Origin of the sequence: Thiohalophilus sp. (assembly GCF_031581315.1) — a bacterium.
Classification (GTDB): domain Bacteria; phylum Pseudomonadota; class Gammaproteobacteria; order UBA6429; family Thiohalophilaceae; genus Thiohalophilus.
In genome coordinates this window covers 6,439-8,701 of record NZ_JAVLAZ010000094.1, presented here as the reverse complement: position 1 = coordinate 8,701, position 2,263 = coordinate 6,439, and the positions used below count along the sequence as shown (strand labels likewise).

At 57.7% G+C, this 2,263-nt stretch carries 1 protein-coding gene; it reads left to right on the top strand.

Annotated features, from left to right (window positions below; all coding sequences use genetic code 11):
• Positions 1 to 97: 97 nt before the first annotated feature.
• Positions 98 to 2,263: 2-oxoglutarate dehydrogenase E1 component (locus RI563_RS11390; RefSeq protein WP_310694503.1), on the top strand; the 2,166-nt coding region annotated here is incomplete at its 3' end.

Genomic DNA, 2,263 nt, shown 5'->3' with positions numbered 1-2,263 from the left:
CTTGAAAAATCTGCTGAATCTGCCGAAATAACGGGTATGAACGTGATTCAGCATAACATCTACAACTGCCCGGGAATTGTCACCAGGATGTCGGCCCATGACCGATGAATCTAATCTGAAAACCCGCTGGAAAAATTCCGCTTTTGCCGGTGCCAATGCCGGCTATCTCGAACAACTGTACGAAGAGTACCTGCAGGATCCCTCTTCGGTGGATCCGCAGTGGCAGGCGCTGTTCCGCGAACTGCCCCGGGTCGACGGCATCGACAGGGACATCTCCCACGCCGCGATCCGCGCCCAGTTTCGCCATCTGACCCCGGCTCACCGCCATACGGATATTGATGTCAGCCTGATCCACAAGCAGGTCAAGGTTCTGCAGCTGATCAACGCCTATCGTTTTCGCGGTCACCAGCTGGCCGATCTGGATCCGCTCGGCCTGCGCGACAAGGGTCACATCCCCGAGCTGACGCTGGCGCATCATGAGCTCAGCGATGCCGATCTGGATACCGAGTTTGAAACCGGCTCGCTGGTTGGCCCGGATCGGGCGCGCCTGGCCGAGATCATCAATATTCTGGTTAACACCTACTGCGGTTCGATCGGCGCCGAGTATATGCATCTGATCGATACCACGGAAAAACGCTGGATTCAGCATTATCTTGAATCAGCCCGGGGTCATGCCGACCTTTCCGAGGCGCAAAAGCGCGATCTGTTCAGTCGCCTGACCGCGGCCGAAAGCCTGGAAAAGTACCTGCACAACAAATATGTGGGTCAAAAACGTTTCTCACTGGAGGGCGCCGAAAGCCTGATCCCGATGCTGCACCGGCTGATCCAGCATGGTGGCGAAAGCGGCGTCAAAGAGATGGTGATCGGTATGGCCCATCGGGGCCGGCTTAATCTGCTGGTGAACGTGTTGGGCAAAACACCGGAAGAGCTGTTCCGCGAATTCGAGGGCGTACACCCGGAAAACGGTAACGGCACCGGCGATGTGAAATACCACCTCGGCTTTTCCTCCAATCTCAACACCCCCGGCGGCCTGTTACATGTGGCGCTGGCGTTCAATCCGTCACATCTGGAGATCGTGGACCCGGTCGTCGAGGGATCGGTACGCGCCCGCCAGGATCGGCGCCAGGACTGGGACGGTAATCAGGTGGTGCCGGTATTGATTCACGGCGATGCCGCCTTCTCCGGGCAAGGCGTGGTCATGGAAACGCTCAATATGTCCCAGTCGCGCGGTTTCTCCACCAAGGGCACCGTGCATATTGTCATTAATAACCAGATCGGCTTTACAACGAGCAATCAGGATGAGGCCCGCTCGACCGTTTACTGCACCGATGTGGCCAAAATGGTCAATGCCCCCATTTTCCATGTCAATGGCGACGATCCCGAAGCCGTGCTGTTTATTACCCAGCTCGCGCTCGATTACCGCATGCGTTTTTACAAGGATGTCATCATCGATGTGGTCTGTTATCGCCGTCACGGTCACAGCGAAGCCGATGAACCCATGGCGACCCAGCCGCTGATGTATCAACACATCAACAAGCTGCAAAGCTGCCGGGAGCTGTATCAGCAGCGACTCGAAGGGGAAGGCGTCATCGATGCCCAGCAGGCCAAACAGATGATCGCCGACTACCGCGACGCCCTTGAGCACAACCGGTCGGTGGTCGCCGATATGATCCCTGCCGAGCAGGCCGATTACCCCTACAGCGCCGACTGGAGTGCCTATCATACCCGGGACTGTGTCAGCGATATCGACACCACGGTGGATCAACAGACCGTGCAGGCCCTGCACGAAAAACTGGATCGTCTGCCCGAAGACTTTAAACTCCATCGCACGGTCGAGAAGATCATGGACAACCGTCGACGCATGGCCGCCGGCGAGCTGGAGATGGACTGGGGCTTTGCCGAAACGCTGGCCTATGCCAGCCTGCTACAGGAAGGTTATCCCATCCGGCTGTCGGGCGAGGACAGCGGTCGCGGTACCTTTTTCCATCGCCAGGCCGTGCTCTACAACCAGCACGATGGCGAGGCCTATGTACCCCTGCGCAACCTGTCCAACGATCAGGCCAACTTCCTGGTGATCAACTCGCTGCTCTCGGAAGAGGCGGTCCTCGCGTTTGAATACGGCTATTCGACGACCGATCCCCGCTCTCTGGTGATCTGGGAGGCCCAGTTCGGTGATTTTGCCAACGGCGCCCAGGTGGTGATCGATCAGTTCATCAGTGCCGCCGAACAGAAATGGAACCGCCTCAGCGGTATTACCCTGTTT